Source organism: Fischerella major NIES-592 (genome assembly GCF_001904645.1).
GTDB classification, from domain to species: Bacteria; Cyanobacteriota; Cyanobacteriia; order Cyanobacteriales; family Nostocaceae; genus Fischerella; species Fischerella thermalis.
On sequence record NZ_MRCA01000002.1, the window covers coordinates 746,699 to 768,180 of the forward strand.

Here is a 21,482-nt window from a genome sequence, read left to right on the forward strand (position 1 = left end):
TTAATTGGTTAGTTGTTGGTGGCTGGTGGTTGATTGGGAAGAACAAACAACAAACAACAATCAACAAACAACTATTTAGAGAATTCCAGCAGTTGTTGCTGGGGTGGTAGTGATTTCGGATTTTTCAAAAACTCGGTCTATCAACCCATATTCCACAGCTTGCTGGGGAGTCATATAAAAGTGGCGATCCATATCCTTCACGATTTTTTCTTTGGGTTGTCCCGTGTTACGTGAAAGAATGTCTACCATTGCCTCTTTATTTGTGATGACCTCTTTAGCCTGGATCTGAATATCCGTTGCTTGTCCTTGGGCATAGCTTCTGGGCTGGTGTAAGACAATGCTGGAATGGGCCAAACTAGCACGACAACCTTTAGTACCAGCACTCAGAAGTACCGCTGCCATACCGACTGCTTTACCGATACAGATAGTATGGATAGGGGGCTTAATGTACTTCATCGTGTCATAGATGGCGAAAGCTTCGGTTTCAAAACCAAATAGCCGTGCCATTTGACCGGAACTGCCATCGGAAGTACCCGTAGAATTAATGTAAATTTTAATAGGCTTATCTGGGTCTTCAGACTGCAAATACAGCAGTTCGGCAATGATGAGTTTTGTCACCTCTGCAAATAGGGGAGTTCCCAGGTAGACAATTCGCTCCTTTAATAGTAGAGAGGGCAAATCTGGTGGCGGCGTGCGGTAGAAGTTATCGCCGTAGTAGGGGGCTTGCACAGCCTTGATGGGAGAAACGTCCATAGGAACTGTTGCTTGAAATAATGCCGTTAACTGTAATACATCCTAACGCGATGCTAGCCTTGTTGGAGGTGTGGATTTCTCACTAAGTTAGTTATTAGTCCTTATTGTTGTTTGGAATGACCACCAACTACCAAACACTAACAAATAACTATTTTGCTAAATATCTTTTCCGTAGAGGGGATATTGTCCCCTGAAGTTATTTATAAATATGTATATCCTGGATGGAAACCTGAGGTTATGAAGGTTAGTTTGCTGCCGACACTAAATGATGGCAATTTGGATGCCAATCAAATGAACAGCCAACGTCAGTTGGCAATTTCCCTATCTGCGATCGCAGAAGCTAGTGATCGTAATGTACCACTGAATTTATGCCTAATCCTTGATCATAGTGGTTCGATGAGTGGGCGACCGCTAGAAACTGTCAAGAAAGCGGCTAACCAAATTGTTGATCGCCTTAAGGAGGGCGATCGCCTGAGTGTGGTTGTTTTTGATCACCGCGCTAAAGTATTAGTACCTAATCAAATTGTTAGTGACCGAGAAGCTATTAAACAGAAAATCAATCGCCTAGCTGCGGATGGTGGTACTGCGATTGATGAAGGATTACGTTTGGGTATTGAGGAACTAGCAAAGGGCAAAAAAGAAACTGTTTCTCAAGCCTTTTTATTAACAGATGGCGAAAATGAACATGGAGACAACAAACGTTGTTTGAAATTTGCTCAGTTAGCCGCAGGCTACAATTTAACTTTGAATACTTTGGGATTTGGTGACAATTGGAACCAAGATATTCTCGAAAAAATTGCCGATGCTGGTGGTGGAACTTTATCTTATATTCAACGGCCAGAACAAGCTGTAGATGAGTTTGCTAGGCTTTTTAATCGGGTTCAAGCTGTGGCATTAACTAATGCTTATTTGCTGTTTTCTTTCATGCCAAAAGTGCGGCTAGCAGAACTCAAACCTGTAGCTCAAGTGTCTCCAGATACGATTGAATTACCAGTACAACAAGAAGCTGATGGGCGTTTTGCTGTGCGTTTGGGAGACTTGATGAAGGACACGGAAAGAGTGGTTTTAGCCAACATGTATTTGGGACAGTTCCCTGCTGGTAAACATATAATTGCTCGTGTGCAGGTACGCTATGATGATCCCGCACAAAATCAGACTGGGTTACTTTCAGAAAATATACCTGTGGAGGTGAGTGTGGTTCCAGCTTATCAAGGTGAAGCGAATCCAGAGGTACAACAGCATATTTTGGCGTTAGCTAAGTATCGGCAAACACAGTTGGCTGAGGCAAAATTACAACAAGGCGATCGCGCTGGGGCTGCAACGATGTTGCAAACTGCTGCTAAAACGGCTTTGCAAATGGGAGATGTGGGTGCAGCGACGGTGTTACAAACTTCTGCGACGAGGTTACAATCCGGGGAAGAGTTATCGGAAAGCGATCGCAAGAAAACTAGGATTGTCTCGAAGACGGTTTTGCAGGATTAGTTGTTTATGGGGGTGGGCTTTTTGCCTACCCTATATGAGAAACAAATGAACCGCGAAGACGCTAAGTGCGCGAAGAGAAGAAGATGAAGAGTAGAGGGTTTGATCATGTGGCGATTATTTGTTCTGATTATGAATGTTCTAAGAGGTTTTATACGGAAGTTTTAGGTTTTCCTATTATTAATGAGAGTTTTCGGAGGGAGAGGAATTCTTATAAGTTAGATTTACGGGTGGGGGAGAATTATCAAATTGAGTTATTTTCTTTTGCTAATCCTCCGCAAAGAGTTAGTCAGCCGGAGGCTTGTGGTTTAAGACATTTAGCTTTTCAAGTGGAGAATATTGAGGAAGTTGTCAGTGAGTTAAAAGCTAAGGGTGTTGAAGTTGAAGAGATTAGAATTGATGAGATTACAGGGAAGAAATTTACTTTTTTTCAAGACCCCGATGCTTTACCTTTAGAGATATATGAACGTTAGAAATATAGTAATTTTATCAATATTCATCTGTGTTAATCTGTGTCCATCTGTGTTCGTTTTTTCTCCTCTCTTGGACTAAATTACAAACCTCTACTACCGCTTTTTATTAGCCTTCCATGTCCCACCATAAACATAAAATGGGTTATTTTCACTCACAGAAAACCAACATTGAGGACAAACAAACACCCATTCACCGCCTTCTTTGTGTTTGATACGATAAAGAACTGATGCGGGTTGATTGCATTGGGAACATAGTTTGATTCGATGCGATCGCGCCATCGTTTTATTCTCTATATAGCAGGTCGGCTTTGAGACCATTCAGAAATATCTGCACTATTCCCTCATCCCCGTTCCACTCACCCCCTAAATATTTTGCTAAAGACTGACAAATATCTGCTTTTACTTTCTGTTCGGATATGCTTTCAGGGGATGTTTCTTCAACTATGGGAGTAGTATCGCTACTTTTTTCAACTTCGGTAATACTAGAAATAATCTCAAATTTCTCATCTATGTAACAAATAGAGTCTTTGTATTCGATCAAAGTTTGCAGATAAGCTGTTTGCAAAGCTGTTTGCCATCTGCTGCCAAATTCCTGAATAATGGATTGACCAAAGTACTGTTCCCAGTTTTTGAGAAAGCCTGAGTCTTCTCGGAGTTTTGTAAGTCTTTTATACTCTAAGTCTCTAATTTGATACTTAATCCCCAGCCGAATTACATCAGCTACACTCAGACCTGTTTCTCTAGCTACTTGTTTTAATAATTCATCTTCTTCTTCTGTGAGTCTAATTCTATATTGCTTTACTCTTTTCATTTGGCTATCCAATGGATATCTTTTATGATTTCTACTATAGCTTTAAACTATCAAAGCAGTTAATCTAACGTAGATGGCGATTAGTGTTAAATAACCACTAACCAACAACTACCAACCACCAACAAATAACAATGTCGCTTGTCATCTTCCTAATTTCACTGGTGTCACGTACTTTAGCAATTACTGCTTCTCTTAATACTGATGAGAGATTATGGATTTATCGTGGTAGTCAGTTTATTAGACGTTTGTTTGAGGGAGATTTAACTCATACAATTCTCAAGCATCATCCAGGGGTTCCCAATATGTGGCTAACTGGTAGTGGGATGTTGGTGAATTGTTGGCTAAACAATTTTTTTCCTGGGTTTCTGGGTGTGGATTTACCTCTGGATGTTGGGGGTTGTCTGAATTTAGAACAATTTCCGATTAATTTGTATATTATTCCTCGTTTAGTACAAGCAGTGGTGACTTCTGCTTGTATGGTGTGTATATATTTACTTATAAGGCGGTTGTTAGGGCAAGCGATCGCTTTGTACACGATTATTATTTTATTATTAGAACCGTTCTTTTTGGCATATCAGCGTTTTATTACTACTGATGCGCTACAGGCTGATTTTGCTATTCTGGCTGTGCTGTTATTTCTACTTTATTTGCAAAAAGATGGGAAACGGAAATTTGCTTTAGCTTCGGGGGTATTTCTAGGACTAGCAACGGCGGCAAAAATCACAGCATTGTTTTTATTACCTGCGATTGCAATTATTATCGGATTGATTGAGTTAGGAGTTTGGCAAGAAACTTTTCCTTCAAGAGGCTGGAAACAGCAGTTGCGAGGTTTTCGACTTTGGCTGGCGACAATTTTAGTTACATTTATCCTGATTTTTCCAGCCATGTGGGTTTCACCTGGATATGTTCTTGACAGGATACGTGATGGTGTTTTGCAAGAGTCAGATCGGGGATTTCTGTTTTTCTTAGGACAACTTACCCACTCCCCAGGAATTTTATTTTATCCCCTAGTGCTGGTATATCGTCTTTCACCAATATTGCAATTTGGTTTGGTGGCTAAAAGTCTAGTATTGCTGATACCCAAGCTACGGCGTCGGCAAAAAAATATGCCTGCTATCGCTGCGATCGCCTTAATATCTATCTGGGTGGTACTGATATTGTCAGCCAGTGACAACAAAATCGACCGTTACATCAATCTTTGTTTACCAATGTTGGCGATACTTGCGGCGGTTGGTTGGTTGGAAATCATTGCTGGGGTGACAGTTTGGCTAAATAAACTCTCTGTTTCAATGGAAAAGAGTAGGGAGTGGGGTTGTCTAATGATCTTTGCGTTGCAACTAGTCTTACTTTTCCCCTACCATCCCCACTACTTGACTTACTACAATCCTTTGTTTGGTGGTGCAGTGGCAGCCCAAAATATATTTATGATTGGTCAAGGGGAGGGTTTGGAACAAGCCGCCCAATGGTTGAACCAGTCTCCCAATGTCAAGGAAATTACAGTAGCGAGTTGGTATAGTCGCTATTTTTCTAGTTATTTTCACGGTCCAGTTTTACCAATAGACAAGCGTATTCCCTCTGGAATTCAACCTTGGACACAGGCTAATCGAGTAGTATTCTACAAGAACCAATTGCAACGTCAATTGCCAGAACCCAAGATGTTAGCTTATTTTGCTAAGCAGCAACCTTTATATACCGTACGGCTGCAAGATATTGACTACGCATGGGTTTATCCTGGACCATTAGCTTTAGCTGAAGATGTAAAGCGCATCCAATTTCCCTTATCTTTGTCTTTTGGCGAACAAGTACGCTTGTTAGGTTACGACTTAAATAAAACTAAAATATCTGCCAATGATGAATTGATAGTCACATTCTACTGGCAATTTTTTGCACCACCGCCAGCAGATGTTTCCATTAAAATAAGTTTGCGCGATCGCCAAAATCATATTTCCAATTTTTCCAGCACACCCCTAATAGATGGGTACATAACTCCAGAAAAGATCACCGCAGGTACAACAATACGAGATGTCCATAAGCTGAAAATTTCTCCCAGTACATCACCGCAACACTATCAGCTACAGGTGGAGGGGTTCTCCTTCAACAAAGGACAAGTGATTGGTGAAGTTGAAGTGGTGAAGTGATGGAGAGGTATGAGGAGTATGAGGAGTATGAGGAGTAGTGAACAACTACTAACTACTAACCACTACTATTGAGTGACTATTTTTTGCCAATCAGCAGATGATAAGCGATAAATTGTCGTGACAACTCTTCCATAATTAGAAAAAGTTTTTACAGGCTGATATCGTTCTTGCCAATAACTTTGGTCTTTATCTAATATTTTTTTGTTACCATTTTGAGGATTTTTTATAAATATTATGTAGATATCACCAGGAACTTTGTCATTATATGGATGTAATTCTATATTTTTATAATTTTTCGGAATATAATATCGTGTGATACTTGGCTTTTCATTAGTAATAAAGTAACCATTTCTGCCCGTATTTTCTAAAAATGAGCCTACTTTTTCCCAATGCCTATAATAGGGAAATCCAAATAAACTTTGTCTACTTTGTCTTTTTATTTCTAAAAATAAGACCCTTTTATTTTCCCAAGGATATTCTTTCTTGTTATCTATAAATAATACATGAGATAGTAAAAAGGACGGTACATATAACAAAGTTAAGCAAAAACTCTTAATATATCGAGATTTTGCAGGAAATTTATTGTAGATAAAACTTTGAAAAACTTCCAGCCCAAAAGCCATTAAAACAGAGAAAGGCAAAATATAGGTATAGATATGCGTACCAGGATTACTAACTAGAGTTTCCAAAACTAAGAGAGGAAACAATAACCACAAGACTACTGGAAAATTTTGTTTAATTTTCAATAGACCTAATAAACCCAAAACAGCATATACATATATAATAAACAACGGATTATAAGTCATAAATGTTCGGGTAGAACTAACCGATTGCTTGCTTATTCTTTCCAACCAGTAAGCCTTAGTAGATTCTGATACGGAGAAAAAGAAGGGTAGATAAAATATAGATATTGATACTAAAAAAATAGTCCCTGCTAAAACTAAATACAGGAGTTGCTTATTTTTATGGGAAGGCTCACAATCAAGATACCATCTGTAAATTAAGTAAATTACAAATGGTGTAATAAATATACCATCGTAGTGTGCAAGAATAGAAATTACCCAGCAAAACATACCTAAATACAAACCATAAATTCTCCATCTTGTAAACTTTGTGGACAAACTGATTAGATATAAAGTCAACACAGAAAATAAGATTACAAATGATTGATACTGAACAATTCTTGTCAAAGCTATAAATAATCCATTAATTGCAATAAATAAAGATGAATAAAGAGCTATTCTCTTATTAAATTCTAGTTTGATAAACTTGTAAAAAAAATAAATAGCCAATATACCCGCTATGGCAAAAGGTAGCCTAAGTAGAAATTCATTATCATACTCAGGATTAAAAATACTCATAATATATGTAATCAAAAATTGAATTGGTCCTTTTCTTTGATTGAGTAAAAAATCAATCATATTTTGCCCTACTTGTGGTCTATATAGTGCTTTAATTTCATCACCTTGATAATTCGAGTAACCTAAATTAATCAACCTCAACCATAAACTCACAAATATTAAACACACCACAGGAAGAATATTACTTACTTTTTTCATTTTGCTAAGCCAAAAACTTGAAAACTTAACTTGCATTATTATGGCCGACAAGATAACCATCTTACAAGCCGTTGCAATACTTTTGGTATGACAAAAAACCCAGCTTTTAAACCGGGGTAGTATAAATAATTTAACTAAACTCCTAGCAAACACTCTACAAACAAACTCTGCGTAACTCTGCGCCTACTCCGCGAACCTCTGCGTTTAAAAACACTACTTAACTTCCCTACTCTTCTTCCTTCTCATTCACATTTCTTACATAATGATTAGGACGTTTCCCTGAATTACGCACATTCACAATTTTATTCAGTAAATCAAACCAAAATGGCGCACCCATTGCAATAGCAATACCACTAAGTAACCAGCCAGGAATCAAAGCTAAAATTTTGAGATAGGGGAAAGTAGTTTTTGATTGGCGTGTCCATCTAATTTGTTGCTCTAAGTTAGCATCACCCCAACCAAGTGGTAAAGAAATATTTGTTAAAACTTCGTCTGCTTCTTGCCTAAGTTGATCTAAATCAACTGTACTATTCCGTAGTACTATTTCTCCAGCACTATTGGTAATAGTATCCCGGAGAGCAGAATCTTTCGATAATCTGCTTATCATATGAATTGCATCTGCATTTGCAGTGATAGCGATCGCTAAACCTATTAAAATCGCTGCTCCTTTAGCATTACGTTTATATACTCCAGATGCTCTTTCCATTGAACTATCAAATGTATGTTCAATTTCTAAACGCAATGCATTCATTCCTTCTTCTGTGTTTTTAACTCTTGCTTGAGCGCGCTTTGCTAAAACGGCAAGATTTTGAACAACAGATGGTGGTAAATTTTCAATGACTGTAGTTTCAATTGTCTGGAATGCCTTCTTAACTCCCTGGTGCGTTTCGCTGTCTTGATCTTGAATTGCTGCTTTGATTTCTTTATATATATCGCTAGTTTGGTCAATTGTTTGTACAACTTCATTAATATTTGGTTGTAACCCTCCTAGTAATATTGCTTGCTCAATATCATCAAAAATATCTTTTTTTAAAAACTTTAGTCTTCGTAAAGCTTTTCCACATAAATCATACTCAGGCATCTCTGCTTGAAAAGATTCTATATATCTATCAAAACTTTCCGCCATACGATTCAGGCTTGTTTGCAAGCTAGCTTTTTTTTGGTGAAAGTTCCAACAAGTTTTTTCAAATTCTGAACGGAGTTCCGCAAATTCCTTATAAATATTACTAAAAAAATTGGCAAGGCTTTCATCACCACTTGTTTGTTCTTGTAATTTAATAATAATTTCTTCGATTTCAGCTAGTCTTTCTTCTTTAAATTTTTTCAACCTGGATTCTGTTAGTTTTTGCACCAATGCTGGTATTTGTAGTGTTTCCACAAGAGTTGTTGCAAAAATATCAGCAGGAATATAAGAAGGACCACTATGTTTCTTTTCTCCAAAAATACTTGTGCTTTTATCTGTCCCGGGTCTAGGTTTTTTCACCATCCGATATAGTGAACCAATTGCCCAAGTAATCTTACGAGGTATGGTGACAAATAATCCTTTTGCTTCTTGATTAATATTTTTAACCAAGGGATTATCATATATTCTATTTGCAAGTTGGATGACATGAGCTTCTTCTGCACTTTCAACATCGCCCGCTAATAAAATTTCAATTGATTTTTTTAAGTGTTCAGCACGCCATTGAAACACAGTAGCAATTAGTTCTTGTATTTCTGAGGCTAATAAACTCAAAATTAAGTAAATAAAGATTAAACCAATTGCTACATCTAAAATAAAAGGTAGATTCATTTATTTTCTCCGCGCTCACCAAATCAAGATTTATAGCTAGTGTTTTTCGTGTCAAATTTTTTTCAATCAATGCTCTTGAAATCAATTTAAGAGTAACGTCAGAAAAGTTGTCAAAAAATATTATGATTAATTAGCAAAAATTGAGTTAATTTAAAAACAAGGAGGAACTTCAGACTCTATTTGTTGCAAAATGGCAACACACAAAGATGCACAAACATCTTTTTGTTATCGAACCAGCAAGCTAAATTATTATCCTAGAATATGCAAGAAGGAAGCTTTACTTGGGGTCGTCTAGAAAAGCAATATCGATCGCTAAACAAATGGATTGATTGGACATGGATAATAGTGCTACTGGTAGCAGCTGTATTACTTTTTACCATAAATCTAGGCGGATTACCGCTACGAGACTGGGATGAAGGAACCGTGGCACAGGTTGCCAAAGAGATTTTGCACGCCCCTGCTGGCTCAATGAGTTGGCTTTACCCAACTCTGGGAGGTGAACCGTACCACAACAAACCACCGTTAATGCATTTGCTGATTGCTGGGGCTTACTGCTTGGGTGGCGTAAACGAGTGGACAGCGCGCTTACCAGGATCAATTTTAACAGCACTATCAGTACCATTGCTGTATTGTGTGGGTAGAGAAATATTTCGTCAACGTTCTTGTGCTGTTTATAGCGCTCTAGTTTACTTAACAATGCTGCCAGTGGTGCGTCATGGGCGCTTAGCCATGTTGGATGGGGCAGTGGTATGTTTTTTTATATTAATGATGTTGTGTGTGTTGCGATCGCGCCGCGATTTACGCTATTGCCTTGGTGTGGGTATCGCTTTCGGCTTAATCTGCCTCACTAAGGGTATGTTAGGTCTACTGTTAGCTGCTGTCGTAGTCGCATTTCTGTTTTGGGATACACCACGACTGCTGACTAGTGGTTATATGTGGGTAGGAATTCTCATAGGTAGTTTACCCGTGGCTTTTTGGTATCTAGCTCAATGGTGGGAGTATGGTCGCACCTTTACCAATGTTGGTATGTTCAGCCAATCTCTCAATCGCATTTGGTCATCGGTTGAAGGCCATTCCGGCCCACCCTGGTATTATCTATTGGAAATTCTTAAATATACTTGGCCGTGGTTAATTTTTTTACCGTCCAGCTTGCATTTAGCCAGAGAAAACCGTAACCTCAGTTGGGCAAAACTTGTGTTGGTATGGATGGGAGTTTATTTAGTTACTATTTCTCTGATGGAAACAAAACTTCCTTGGTATGTATTTCCTATTTATCCTAGTCTCGCCTTGGTAATCGGAGCGAAACTAGGGGAAATTGAAGATTTACCTGTGCTATTGTCTTACCCACGATTTTGGGTAGTAAGTTTAACTTTGCTAGCTTTGGTCGCGACTGCTGGTAGTATTTATTTCAGTTTCGTACCAACAGCAAAATCTGAATTACAGTTACAGCTGATTTTTGCAGCGGTAGCGATGACAATGGCTCTCGCAGCGATTTTGGCAGAACGAGGCGATCGCCAATTTCTCAAAGTTTTGTTTTGGGGGTCTTATGTTTCCCTATTCTTATTTATGAAATCTAATTACTGGGTTTGGGAATTGGCAGAACGTTATCCAGTTCAACCAGTGGCCAACATGATCCGCGAAGCAACACCATCCGGCGCCAAAATTTATACATCTAACCCTGAACACCGTCCCTCATTGAATTTTTATAGCGATCGCAATATTGTTCCTGCTTCTTTTAAAGAACTGCAAGATTATTGGCACAATCAAAAACAACCTTATTTATTGCTTGACAAGTCCGCCGTTTATGCTCTTCAACTTGATTCACTCAAGGTTATTGACCAAGCAGAAGGGTGGAAACTAGTGACAAAAGATATTAAATAGTTGTTTGTTGCTTGGTTGTTGTTTGGTGTTGGTGAGTCCAGCCCACTACCAAAGGCAGTTCCCGTTACGTAGACGCACTCATAGGCTTGTTGTAGAGTAGGGTTTTTCCAAACAACAATCAACAACCAACTACCAACAATCATCAAGTATATTTTTTGATATATTCATACTGAAAACTGTGGAAGAGGATATGCATCCCAGGGACATCATTCACTGGGATTTTCTTCCCTCCTCTATTTCTATTTTTGGTGACGAGGTGTCACTGTTACGATTTTGCTGATACATAGAAATCATACCAAAAACAATAGCGCTTCCTACAACCACAGCTAGCAAAGGACTTTTGAAGACAAAAAAATCCCGAATGATCCTGGCTAGAGGTCGGCTTTGACGGCGTAATGTCGAGGAAACCATTATCTGTCTTAAGGTGAACGGATCACGGACATAGTGACCACTTTTACAAACAACTAGCCTTTGGTGACAATACGGGCAGCTAAACAATCCAACATAACTTTTAACTGGGGTAGGCGTAGAATTCTGGCAAATGGGGCAAGTTAAATAATGATTATCAAAAGTGTGTGTATTCATCTACCTCGTCCGCTTAGTCCACTTACTGTCTTCATAACAATAGCTATATTGAATTCCTGCTGAAAAAGTGTGTAGATTTCCCCGACCATAATTCTCTCTCATTTAAGCATTATCGCCACATTAATGTTGCACACTAAAAAATTTTTAACCAAAGCTTTGTAAATTTCTCAAACATATGTAGATACTCTGCCCAAATTGACTTTTTCCAGTAGTAGGGTAAAGGTGAAGGGGGAATGGTAAAAGTCATTATTTGTACTTTTAATCTTTTTCCTTTTTCCTTGACCCCATTTCGTGACTTGTCTGGTTGCTAAATGATCACTCACAATGAAAAGTAAGACATAAAAATTTAAATTTTTTATTAGATTTACTCCTCACTCAATGACTCTCCTGCCTCCGACAGAACTCAGGAAGGTGACTGAAAAACCCACCTTTGGTTTCCCTTCCTTCCGTTTAACCTATTTAGTTAATCGTTTTCAACCATCCCCAGAAACAGTTGTGTTACTTCTGGCCTTGCTTATTGGCAGTGGTAGTGGTATGGGTGTGGTAACTTTTCATTATTTAATCGGGCTGATCCATCATTTGATGCTGGAAAATCTAATGAGTGTGATCGGTGTTTGGGGTGCTTGGACTTTAGCTTGCGTTCCTATTTTAGGTGGACTAATTGTTGGTTTAATGCGCTGGCGAACCCAAGACTTTGGCCCTGGACTTTCATCATTGATTGCTGCTTCTCAAAAGGGAGAAATCAAACGACAGTTGCGTCCAGTTACCAAAATGTTAGCAGCAGCTGTCTCCTTGGGAAGTGGTGCTTCTTTGGGGCCAGAAGGGCCTAGTGTAGAAATTGGTGCCAATTTTGGGATGCTGCTGTCTGTGGTGTTACAAGTATCACAAGAACGTCAGCGTCTATTATTAGGTGCTGGTGCAGCTGCTGGTTTAGCAGCTGGATTTAATGCCCCGATCGCAGGTGTTTTTTTTGCATTAGAAGTTGTATTGGGAGCAACATCATTCGCTACTTCTGCGGTAAGTGTAGTGCTACTAGCAGCAGTAGTCGCAGCTTTAATTTCTCATATTGGTTTGGGAGGACAACCGGCTTTTGCCTTACCTGTTTACCAAGTCCGTAGTCCATTAGAATTACCACTCTATCTTGGTTTGGGTTTATGGGCGAGTTTGGTGTCTTTGACTTATACGCAATTAATTCGCCTGGCAAAAGCTTGCTTTGCAGGTAAAGCTCCTGGTTTTTCTATATTGGGAAAAATACCATTACCTATTCATCCTATTATCGGTGGACTGATTGTTGGTGTTACCGCTTTATATTTACCGCAAATTTTAGGTATTGGTTATGAAACAGTAGAAGCGATGCTGCAAGATGTGGAGTTTTCATTGCAGCTGTTAATTTTGTTGTTGCTAGTAAAACTGGTTATCACAGCAATTAGTGTTGGCAGTGGTTTTGTTGGTGGTGTATTTGCACCAGCAATGTTTTTGGGTGCTTCTTTAGGTTCTGCCTATGCAAAAATTTTGGCAAATGTAGCACCTGCAATCAGTGGTTTTATGGCAGCCCCCCCTGCTTATGCAACGGTAGGAATGGCTGCCGTACTTGCTGCTAGTGTCAGAGCGCCATTAACAGCAATTTTATTGTTATTTGAATTAACGCGGGACTACCGCATTGTGTTACCGTTAATGGCGGCTGTCGGTTTAAGTGTTTGGTTAGTGGAGCGGATAAAGCCCAATTCAAACTCCAACTCCAATCTTCAACAAATAGGTCTTTCGGAATTAAAAGACGAGCAAGCAGAAATTTTACAGCAAATTCTTGTTCAAGAAGCTATGCATCCTTGTCCGAAAAAACTGCCAGCAACCATGACAGTGATCGAAGCAGCTTTAGAAATGACACGCGATCGCACCCGCAGTGCTTTAGTAGTAAATGAACTAGGGCAATTAGTTGGTATCCTCTCTTTAGAAGATATCAACCGTACCCTTTCTGCTTGGCAAAACTACCCAGATTCATCAACTGCAAATCAAGGTAATCTATCCAATCAAACCCTAATTGATATTTGTACCACTGATATTCTCTATGCTCATCAAGATGAACCCTTATCTGAAGCCTTAGATCGCATGTCTCTTCGCGGCTTGCATCAGTTACCAGTAGTAGCGTCAGATGACCCCGAACAAATTTTAGGATTACTAGAACGGGAACAAATTGCTTTAACCTGTAATGTGGCAGTCACCCGTAAAGCTCTTTGTCACTATCTACCATCGGTAACAATAACAGATGTAGTCACTAGTCATTAGTTATTAGTCAATGATCAATAGTCAATGGTCAATATGATTGACTATGACTATTGAATTTGGACTTTTGACCATTAACTATATTATGCTGTTGCTTCTAGAACTTCGACCTCTTCTCTTTCATCTGAGTCTATCTGTCTCAGACGAATGTGTTTTTTACCCAAAGTAATGATAAACTCATCTCCGGGTTTGAGATTCATCTGTTTTGTGTAAGCAGAACCTATTAGTAAGTTACCGTTAGACTGCACACTAATTCTGTAGCTAGCACTGCGTCCACCACGACCATTTGCGCTAGGTGCGCTATCTAACTGAATGCCTTCAGCATCAATGAGAGCATTCAAGAATTTCATCATGTTGACGCGCTCTATACCATTTTTAGTCACAGTATAGTAGCCACACTGTTTAGCTTTTTCTTCTTTGCTCAGATTTTCTAGTTCTTTGACTTTCTTGAGCAACTCTTCGCCGGTTAGGGGTTCAATTTTTTTCTGTTTAGCCATCAACTTAGAGCGAAAATGAACGAACGATTGAGTGAGTTGAATCGATTTTATTTTAGCTGACCTTGAGGAAGTGATAACACAATCCTTTTATTTTTATATCAGCTACCGCAAAGTATATTACACAATTCAGCAAATTTTTGCAGGTCTATTAATATTTACTATGCAATCTAATTTAAATAATATGGCTGAAGCTGATAACTATCTCTAGTTTATGAAAGACTGCTACACTGTAATCTATGTTTGTTTAAGTTTCCTAAAGCATAGCTAAAATTAGTCTACTTACACTTGTTTGATTATTGGCACACAGAACGATAAGTAAAACTGATCCTTAGTTATTGGTTGGTGGTTGGTTGAAACACCAAACAACAAACAACAAATAAAAACTTTACGAAAATGAAACTAACTACCAAAGGACATTACAGTGTCAAAGCTTTGCTAGATTTGAGTTTACAACCGAATTATGGGCCTGTTTCCACGAAAGCGATCGCCTCTCGTCAAGATATCCCAGCTCCTTACCTAGAAAAACTGCTAATAGAAATGCGTCGTGCTGGGTTAGTAAAATCTATTCGCGGTAGCATCGGCGGATACCAACTAGCAAGGAAACCAGCACAAATATCTTTAGGCGAAATATTAGAAGCAGTTGGTGAAACAATAGAACCTTTACCTCATCATCAAGCTTCTCCAGGACAAGCAGAAGATTGGGTAACATTTACTCTTTGGCAAAGGCTGCACCAAAAATTGAAAGAAGCATTGTACAGTATTACTTTGGCAGACCTTTATTACGATGCTCGCAGTTGGCAAGCCTCCCTTGGTGAAGAAGCCAGTTTTATTATTTAGTCATTAGTTATTCGTTGGTTGTTGGTTATTGGTTGTTGGTTGGAACACAAAACAACATACAACATAACAAATGACAAATGAATTCTGTGATTGTTTTAATCCTTGCAGCTTATTTAGACTATATCATTGGCGACCCTTGGGGATGGCCTCATCCTGTACGAGTAATGGGGTGGATAATTTCTCGCTTCAGCAAATTTGCTTTAAAATATTGTCACAATCCTCTCATACAACGTTTAGCAGGAATATTATTAGGTATTTTCTTGGTCATTGGTAGTGGCATTGTTGGCTATTTAATAATACAAACTACTAAATCCCTACACCCGTTGTTGGGAATTGCCATAGAAATTATTCTCCTAGCTAGTTGTTTTGCTGCTAAAAGTTTGCGAGCCGCAGCCCAAACAGTTTTACAACTTTTAACATTAGGAAAAATCCAGGATGCTCGTTGTACCCTGAGTAACTATGTTGGTCGAGATACAGAACATCTCACAGAATCAGAAATTTTACGAGCAGTTCTGGAAACAGTCACAGAAAATGCAATTGATGGAGTCACAGCTCCTCTTTTTTATGCAATAGTTGGTGCATTTTTGCCATTTATTGGCCCAGTTCCCTTGGCTTTGGCATATAAAGCCAGCAGTACCCTAGATTCAATGGTGGGTTATCGACAAGCACCCTATACCTATTTGGGCTGGTTTAGTGCACGGTTAGAAGATGGTTTAACTTTGATTCCTTGTCGATTAACAGTAATAACCATAGCACTGCTGTCGGGTAAACCTTTGCATGTAATCCACATTTGTCAGCGCGATGCACCTAAAGATCTTAGTCCCAATTCTGGTTGGAGTGAGTGTGCTTATGCTGCTACCTTGGGTGTACAGCTCGGAGGAACTAATTGGTATCGCGGCGTAGCTAAACATAAACCTTTATTGGGAGATGCTACTCATCCAATTACCCCGGCTAGTATTGAGCAAGCATTGCAAATAACTCGATGTTGTTTTTTGTTATGGTTAGGGGTAATGACTCTGTTGTTATTTGCCATAAACAGGTAATCATGAAAGTAGGGAGTTGGAAATTGATAGCTTGATTACTTCTGATTAATTCCTGATTCCCTATGACTCGGTTGTTTAGGATAAAAATCGCTCAGGGGATACTGGTATATGGCTATTTCTACCGTTTCTACCAAAGCTAAAGTAGTTGAGATTCTCTCATCTGAGGAACTTCGTCGAACTGTAAATCGTCTTGCTTCTCAAATTGTGGAAAAGACGCGCGATTTATCTCAGTTAGTACTAATTGGTATATATACCAGAGGAGTACCCTTAGCACAACTACTGGCACGTCAAATTGAAGCACTAGAAGGTCTATCTGTACCGATAGGAGCCTTGGATATTACATTTTATCGCGACGACCTCGACCAAATAGGGCTACGAACTCCAGCAAAGACCGAGATATCTTTTGATTTGACAGATAAAATTGTTGTACTTGTGGATGATGTGATTTTTAAGGGAAGAACAGTTCGTGCTGCTTTAAATGCTGTCAATGAGTATGGCAGACCAGAGGTAATTCGTCTAGCTGTACTCGTAGATAGAGGTCATCGTGAGGTTCCAATACATCCAGATTTTGTTGGTAAGCAGCTACCTACTGCCAAAGAAGAAATTGTCAAGGTTTATTTACAAGATATAGATGGAAGAGATGCTGTTGAACTGATTGCAGATTAATTGATAACAAATAAGCTCTCCGACTTTTTTAAAAAAGTCCGGGAGCTGGCGTTGTATAAGATAAAGATGGAGAATAAACCGCCATACACGCGAAGCGGGTTCCCGAAGGGTAGACGCCAAGAACGCCAACAGTTAAGTCTTTTCATTGTCACAAATCAAATAGAATTGCTATAGCTGCCTTTGACTTGCTGAATCAGGTTGTAGTTGTGCAAATAATTTTTGCCACTCTATAGAACTAGCGCGATCTTCTCCCTCTTTGACTTCAAAAGTAATGTTACACGCCTGCGGTTGTTGTAGCGCTTGCAAACAAATTTCTGCCACATCTTCGCGACTAATTTTTCCCCTGATATTGTCGCCTTGCTCAAATATCAGTGATTTGCCACCTACTTCTTCGGTCAATGCACAAGGTCTAATAATTGTATAGGGAATCCCACTTGCCCGTAAACTGTCTTCGCCTTTTAATTTCCAAGTCAGAATGCCTCCCAATTGATCGTTTAATCTGACTGCTGGTGGTTCTTCCTCCAAATTAATTCCTGGACGTCCTGGACGAGTCACCCCTGCAGAACTAACAAGAATAAATTGTGGTAAAGCTTCCCCTCCGTAAGCTTTGATTGATTCAACTTGTAAGGCAAAACCACCAGGAGAAAATTGTGGATTTAATTCACCATCATATTCAAACTTGCTCAACATTAACTGGAATGAGGAAATTTGATTCGTGGCAATTTGTGGACAATCTTGCAAAGTTTTAGCCCTAAAGACAGGAACTAAATCCGCAAACGGAATGCGGACATCTATCCAAGTATTTGCTATGGTGTCAAAGGAATAACTATAACCAATACCATCCCATTTTGTGTCTGCACGGAGAAAGAATTTATAACGCTTGCCATCGCCTCTCACACGTAATTTTATACCTTCGTAGCCAGATAAATTAAAAGCAGGAGAGAAATTTTTAGTTCTGACAGAAGCAAAGCCACCAGAGTTAGCAGTGGAAACATTACCAGCAAATAAAGCTGTACCTTCTACTAATTGAATATTACTTTCACTGACTCCACCCATGACTACATCATCTACTGCACCCCAGATATTTTTCATTTCTGTGGATGGGTTGGTGAAATCAAATAATATTTTTTCTCCGGAAGCAGGTAGATATTTCGCAGCTGCTTCTACCAAGTTTTTCACGCCTCGATACTCCACATTTTCTGGAGTGTCGCCGACTATTTCTGGCTGATAAAATTTCACACCTTGATAGTATTTTTCTCGTTCTGGTGTATCTCCTTCTTTTGGCTGCACCCGCACTGCTGTACAACAAATGATGGCTTGGATGTTAGCCATTACTAGGGGTGTTAACGTTTGTGGATTAGTAATATCTGCAACTACTAATTCAGTATTATCACCAATAATTGACCGCCCTCTCTCAATATCACGTACAAGCGATCGCACTCGATAACCTCGTTCAACTAGTCGCCGTACTACTCGCTTCCCAACACCACCCGTCGCACCTGCTACTAGTATTACACCCACTTGCTTTGCTCCATTTGGTTGATTTTGATTATCCTTGGTACGACCTTGGAATAAATCTTGTATCCAGTTGATCAAAGGTACAACTTCAAAATAGGTAAGGGTTTCGATAAATCTTCCTAAGTCCCATTGAGAGCGATTTTTATTTGTCATAATTGTATCCTTACTGTTGTGGATTTTTACTTCGTAATCGGATACTTTCAACAGTGTAAAAAATAGCGGATATAGTTAGAAGAATTAAATTAAATTGTACTAATTCTTTGCTCGACCATCTATTATTGAAAAATAGAATAAAACCAGCAATAAAAAACACTATTATTAATACTATATCTTGACGACGAAATAAATTGGGACGTACAAAAGGCATAGCCGATAAAGCAAGGGCTGCAATAATTAAAATTGTGCCAATTAGATTAAGTGGGTTTTTAAACATTTCTAATACAAACTAAAGGGGATAGGGGATAGGTGATAGGGGATAGGGAATAGGAACTGGAAAATTTAAAAAATCAAATCGATGAAGAATTATGTTTTATTTTTTGACTTTATTATTTTGCCTTTATTCCCTTAATTCCCAGCCCCTAATTCCTAGTCACTATTTATTTATGCTACGCAAACGAATACACTCCACAGCAGAAAATATACCTGCTCCTGCTAGTAAAAACTGGGTGATTGGTATTTCTTGATTGCCATAGGATTGATATTCTTGAAATAGCAGCAGTATGCCACACAAACAGAAAACTACAGCAAAAACAGCGTCGTAATCTTTTGCTAATCTTGGATATGAAGAACGCAGGAAGAATAAACCGACTCCAAAAGTTGCTAAACCAATACCTAACAAGATAATCCAGGTGGGTGCTTTAAATAAAAATAATCCTGCCGCACCGACAAAAGGTAAGAATCTAGCTACAGAAAGAGTTTTGTTGATCCAAGCGGGTGGCGGTGTAACTTGAGAAGAGAGTGTGGAGTAGTCAGTGACACCAGAAGGGGGTACTGATGTTTGTGGGTACATATTCATCAGCTGCGGCATAGTTGATTGGGCGTTGGCAGATGAAATTTGTGGTTGTGTTGATGGAAACGGATGTTGTAACTGCTGAAGATCCTGCAAGACTTCTGTCGCAGATTGATAGCGATCGCGGTAGTGGTAGCGCACCATTTTCTGTAAAATGGCTATTAGTCTGGGAGAAGCTTGGGCTTGGTTAGGCCAGATAATCTCCCCAGTTTCAGGATTTTCCTGCAACTGAGTCGGCAAGATTCCCGTAAGCGCTTGGATGGCAATGATCCCAACAGCATAAATATCGCTATTTGGGCGTGGTCTCCCTTGGGCCTGTTCTGCCGGCATATAACCAGGAGTGCCAATTGCAACAGTCGCAGTCATTTGACTAGGAGATGCAGCGAGTTGCGATCGCATTTGTTTCACAGCACCAAAGTCAATTAAAACTAATTTCTCGTCCGAATCACGTCTAATTAAATTATCAGGCTTGATATCACGATGAATCACATTGTATCCGTGAACAAATTCCAACACTCCCAAAACATCCTGTAACATCTGAATAACTTGGCTTTCTGTCCAAGGTTGACCACTTCGCATTTCTGCACTGAGTGGGTGTCCAACAATCAACTCTTGCACCAGGCAAAATTCTTCGCTCTCTTCAAAATAAGCTAACAGACGAGGAATTTGGTCATGATTTCCCAGTTGTTCAAGTATCTCAGCCTCACTATTAAATAAGCGTCTGGCAGTCTGCAAATAATAAGGTTCGGAACTCGCAGGCTTCAGCAGCTTAAGAACGCATTTAGGGTTGCCTGGTCGGCGGGTATCTTCAGCAATATAAGTTTCACCAAATCCTCCGGCACTCAGGACTTGGATAACTCTGTAACGACCGTCTAGTAGCTTTCCTAACATGGTGGGCTGATGGAGTGTTTTTATTCATCTTGCCACACGATGACAAAATGTTTACTAGCGGAAATAATAAGGGAAAAGCGAGAATGGAAAGATAAAGGGTAATAAAAAGGAATGGTTAATTGTAAAGAATACCATTGACCAATAACCAATGACTAATAACTGATGAATATGCTTCAGTTTCAACCTCCAGGCTTCGGGCATAAAACAATTAACACCTCTTTAGGGTCAATGGTTTACTACACCCAAACTGCTGCACCTTGGTGTGATGTCGAGACCGAAGATTTACCACCACTAATATTTCTTCACAGTTTTGGTGGTGGGTCTTCTGCTTATGAATGGTCAAAAGTTTATCCTGCTTTTGCAGCTTCTCACCGCATACTGGCACCAGACTTAATTGGTTGGGGAGATTCTACTCATCCAGTACGGGATTATCAAATTAATGATTATTTAACAACGATCACAGAATTTATCAGACATACTTGTTGCCCACCTGTAAAAGTGGTGGCGTCTTCCTTAACTGCTGCTTTGATGATTCGACTAGCTATTGCTCAACCTTTTTTATTTCAAGAGTTGTATTTAGTCTGTCCTTCTGGTTTTGATGACTTTGGGCAAGGTGCAGGACGCAGACTACCGCTTCAGGTGATTAACACTCCACCGTTGGATAGTTTAATTTACGCTTTGGGTGCTGAAAATGAAATTGCAGTAAATAACTTTTTGCGAAGTTTTTTGTTTGCTAAACCAGAACGAGTTTCACCTGAAATAGTAGAGGCATATTTATTTTCTGCTCAACAGCCAAATGCTAAATTTGCAGCTTTGGCATTTTTGCGGGGGGATCTTTATTTTGATTTAAGTTTGTATATTGAACAGCTAAATATTCCCACAGTAATTTTTTGGGGGAAAGAAGCACAATTTACAAGTGTGAAATTAGGGCAACGATTAGCAAAGTTGAATTCCAGATCAATTCGAGATTTTCATGTCATTCCGAATACAGGAGTGCTACCACATCTAGAACAGCCAGAGGTGGTGATTGGGTTATTACAGCAATATTTCGTAGATAAGTAGGAATTACGCCTGATGTGAATTGAATATGGAGACGCAATATTCCTTGCGCCTGGTAAAAAATGTTTTTTTAGAAATCGACCACCGATACACACCGATAAACACAGATAACACAGATGGATCTTTCATGGGTGGTTGGGTGGTCATTGGTTTGTTGAGTATTTCCCATGATCTATTAGCGCCTTTGTTAATTCACATTAGACGTGAATTA

The 21,482-nt window shown here is 39.2% G+C and carries 19 protein-coding genes; 10 read left to right on the forward strand and 9 right to left on the reverse strand.

What is annotated here, in order from left to right:
* Positions 1 to 75: 75 nt before the first annotated feature.
* Positions 76 to 753: an ATP-dependent Clp protease proteolytic subunit gene (locus NIES592_RS07205; protein WP_009457780.1), complete on the reverse strand. Its 678-nt coding sequence runs from the start codon at positions 751 to 753 to the stop codon at positions 76 to 78.
* Positions 754 to 990: 237 nt separating this feature from the next.
* On the opposite strand from NIES592_RS07205, the gene NIES592_RS07210 reads away from it, so the two are divergent.
* Both NIES592_RS07210 and gloA2 read left to right on the forward strand, forming a co-directional pair.
* Positions 991 to 2,235 (forward strand): vWA domain-containing protein, encoded by a 1,245-nt coding sequence (locus NIES592_RS07210; RefSeq protein ID WP_016870874.1) that lies wholly within the window; start codon positions 991 to 993, stop codon positions 2,233 to 2,235.
* Positions 2,236 to 2,318: 83 nt separating this feature from the next.
* A complete protein-coding gene (gene gloA2 / locus NIES592_RS07215) occupies positions 2,319 to 2,705 on the forward strand; it encodes an SMU1112c/YaeR family gloxylase I-like metalloprotein (RefSeq protein ID WP_073555300.1) in 387 nt (128 codons plus the stop codon).
* A 283-nt stretch (positions 2,706 to 2,988) separates the two neighbouring features.
* On the opposite strand, the gene NIES592_RS24980 is transcribed toward gloA2, so the two are convergent.
* A complete protein-coding gene (locus NIES592_RS24980; RefSeq protein ID WP_062244148.1) occupies positions 2,989 to 3,516 on the reverse strand; it encodes a hypothetical protein in 528 nt (175 codons plus the stop codon).
* Positions 3,517 to 3,647: 131 nt separating this feature from the next.
* Here NIES592_RS24980 and NIES592_RS07230 point away from each other — a divergent pair, with 131 nt between their 5' ends.
* Positions 3,648 to 5,654: an ArnT family glycosyltransferase gene (locus NIES592_RS07230; protein WP_178379490.1), complete on the forward strand. Its 2,007-nt coding sequence runs from the start codon at positions 3,648 to 3,650 to the stop codon at positions 5,652 to 5,654.
* 65 nt (positions 5,655 to 5,719) lie between these two features.
* On the opposite strand, the gene NIES592_RS07235 is transcribed toward NIES592_RS07230, so the two are convergent.
* Positions 5,720 to 7,249, reverse strand: a complete 1,530-nt coding sequence (locus NIES592_RS07235; RefSeq protein WP_256678072.1) for an ArnT family glycosyltransferase — start codon at positions 7,247 to 7,249, stop codon at positions 5,720 to 5,722.
* Positions 7,250 to 7,439: 190 nt separating this feature from the next.
* Complete coding sequence (locus tag NIES592_RS07240) at positions 7,440 to 9,005, reverse strand: hypothetical protein (protein ID WP_062244154.1); 1,566 nt, start codon at positions 9,003 to 9,005, stop codon at positions 7,440 to 7,442.
* A 261-nt stretch (positions 9,006 to 9,266) separates the two neighbouring features.
* Between NIES592_RS07240 and NIES592_RS07245 the strand changes: the two genes are divergently transcribed.
* Positions 9,267 to 10,886: an ArnT family glycosyltransferase gene (locus tag NIES592_RS07245; RefSeq protein ID WP_073555301.1), complete on the forward strand. Its 1,620-nt coding sequence runs from the start codon at positions 9,267 to 9,269 to the stop codon at positions 10,884 to 10,886.
* Between the two features lie 210 nt (positions 10,887 to 11,096).
* On the opposite strand, the gene NIES592_RS07250 is transcribed toward NIES592_RS07245, so the two are convergent.
* The gene (locus NIES592_RS07250; protein ID WP_071846717.1) at positions 11,097 to 11,471 is read right to left on the reverse strand and encodes a hypothetical protein; all 375 of its coding nucleotides are present in this window, start codon (positions 11,469 to 11,471) and stop codon (positions 11,097 to 11,099) included.
* A gap of 378 nt (positions 11,472 to 11,849) precedes the next feature.
* Here NIES592_RS07250 and NIES592_RS07255 point away from each other — a divergent pair, with 378 nt between their 5' ends.
* Positions 11,850 to 13,754, forward strand: coding sequence for a chloride channel protein (locus NIES592_RS07255; protein ID WP_073555302.1), 1,905 nt, complete (start codon positions 11,850 to 11,852; stop codon positions 13,752 to 13,754).
* Between the two features lie 80 nt (positions 13,755 to 13,834).
* Here the strand turns inward: NIES592_RS07255 and NIES592_RS07260 are convergent, their stop codons facing one another.
* The gene (locus tag NIES592_RS07260) at positions 13,835 to 14,248 is read right to left on the reverse strand and encodes an AbrB family transcriptional regulator (RefSeq protein ID WP_009457795.1); all 414 of its coding nucleotides are present in this window, start codon (positions 14,246 to 14,248) and stop codon (positions 13,835 to 13,837) included.
* Between the two features lie 393 nt (positions 14,249 to 14,641).
* Here NIES592_RS07260 and NIES592_RS07265 point away from each other — a divergent pair, with 393 nt between their 5' ends.
* From NIES592_RS07265 to pyrR, 3 genes are all read left to right on the forward strand, one after another.
* On the forward strand, positions 14,642 to 15,085 hold the full coding sequence (locus tag NIES592_RS07265; protein WP_009457797.1) for an Rrf2 family transcriptional regulator: 444 nt from the start codon (positions 14,642 to 14,644) through the stop codon (positions 15,083 to 15,085).
* Between the two features lie 77 nt (positions 15,086 to 15,162).
* Complete coding sequence (cbiB, locus tag NIES592_RS07270; protein ID WP_073555303.1) at positions 15,163 to 16,128, forward strand: adenosylcobinamide-phosphate synthase CbiB; 966 nt, start codon at positions 15,163 to 15,165, stop codon at positions 16,126 to 16,128.
* A gap of 108 nt (positions 16,129 to 16,236) precedes the next feature.
* Complete coding sequence (gene pyrR / locus NIES592_RS07275; RefSeq protein ID WP_073555304.1) at positions 16,237 to 16,794, forward strand: bifunctional pyr operon transcriptional regulator/uracil phosphoribosyltransferase PyrR; 558 nt, start codon at positions 16,237 to 16,239, stop codon at positions 16,792 to 16,794.
* 168 nt (positions 16,795 to 16,962) lie between these two features.
* Here pyrR and NIES592_RS07280 read toward each other — a convergent pair whose 3' ends face one another.
* The 3 genes from NIES592_RS07280 to NIES592_RS07290 all read right to left on the reverse strand — a co-directional run bounded on the left by NIES592_RS07280 (position 16,963) and on the right by NIES592_RS07290 (position 20,212).
* Positions 16,963 to 18,465, reverse strand: a complete 1,503-nt coding sequence (locus tag NIES592_RS07280; protein WP_073555305.1) for a CIA30 family protein — start codon at positions 18,463 to 18,465, stop codon at positions 16,963 to 16,965.
* A gap of 10 nt (positions 18,466 to 18,475) precedes the next feature.
* Positions 18,476 to 18,745: a Ycf66 family protein gene (locus tag NIES592_RS07285; protein WP_062244170.1), complete on the reverse strand. Its 270-nt coding sequence runs from the start codon at positions 18,743 to 18,745 to the stop codon at positions 18,476 to 18,478.
* Positions 18,746 to 18,904: 159 nt separating this feature from the next.
* On the reverse strand, positions 18,905 to 20,212 hold the full coding sequence (locus tag NIES592_RS07290) for a protein kinase domain-containing protein (RefSeq protein WP_073555306.1): 1,308 nt from the start codon (positions 20,210 to 20,212) through the stop codon (positions 18,905 to 18,907).
* Positions 20,213 to 20,380: 168 nt separating this feature from the next.
* On the opposite strand from NIES592_RS07290, the gene NIES592_RS07295 reads away from it, so the two are divergent.
* Together NIES592_RS07295 and NIES592_RS07300 are read left to right on the forward strand one after the other, a co-directional pair.
* Positions 20,381 to 21,274: an alpha/beta fold hydrolase gene (locus NIES592_RS07295; protein WP_062244174.1), complete on the forward strand. Its 894-nt coding sequence runs from the start codon at positions 20,381 to 20,383 to the stop codon at positions 21,272 to 21,274.
* Between the two features lie 25 nt (positions 21,275 to 21,299).
* Positions 21,300 to 21,482, forward strand: a 183-nt coding sequence (locus NIES592_RS07300; RefSeq protein WP_073555021.1) for a hypothetical protein, incomplete at its 3' end; no start/stop codon positions are given.